The 455-nt window shown below is 51.0% G+C and carries 2 protein-coding genes; both read right to left on the minus strand.

The annotated features are described in order from the left end of the window. Positions 1–181: hypothetical protein (locus tag BBH99_RS22785; protein WP_228390809.1), on the minus strand; the 181-nt coding region annotated here is incomplete at its 3' end. 70 nt (positions 182–251) lie between these two features. Next, on the minus strand, positions 252–455 hold a 204-nt coding region (locus BBH99_RS22790; protein WP_228390810.1), incomplete at its 5' end, for a hypothetical protein.

Genomic DNA, 455 nt, shown 5'->3' on the forward strand with positions numbered 1-455 from the left:
GTGCCCTTGCTTGGCTGACGACTTGATACTGCGCAGTCTCAATCTCAACCCTGAATATTTTATGTTTACATGGTTCATCCCGTGCACTATGAAAATAATACACATCAGGTTTGACGATACACAAGCGTGCCGTGGTGATACAAAACAAGTAAGGAAGAGAAAGTGGGGTATAGTCTGTCATGATATAATGTTGGTCAATGGACGGATCATTGCATAGGTCGTTGACATCCCGATGGCAGCAGCGATACTCTCTACAGCACCCCGCCATAGGCTTCATCGTTCTTCTCCCTTTCTACGCTGACTTTGCTCGGCGGCGTGTAGTCCTCCTGCTTGGGCGTTGCAAATGGATTCTCGTCATGCGGATTCGGCAGCGCTCTGCCATCGCTATCGCTTCTCGTGCGGTTCGCAACTGACCGGTTCCTCGCGAGTCCTCCCGGTGCTCCTCCAATACCCAG

Source organism: Chryseobacterium contaminans (assembly GCF_001684955.1).
GTDB classification, from domain to species: Bacteria; Bacteroidota; Bacteroidia; order Flavobacteriales; family Weeksellaceae; genus Chryseobacterium; species Chryseobacterium contaminans.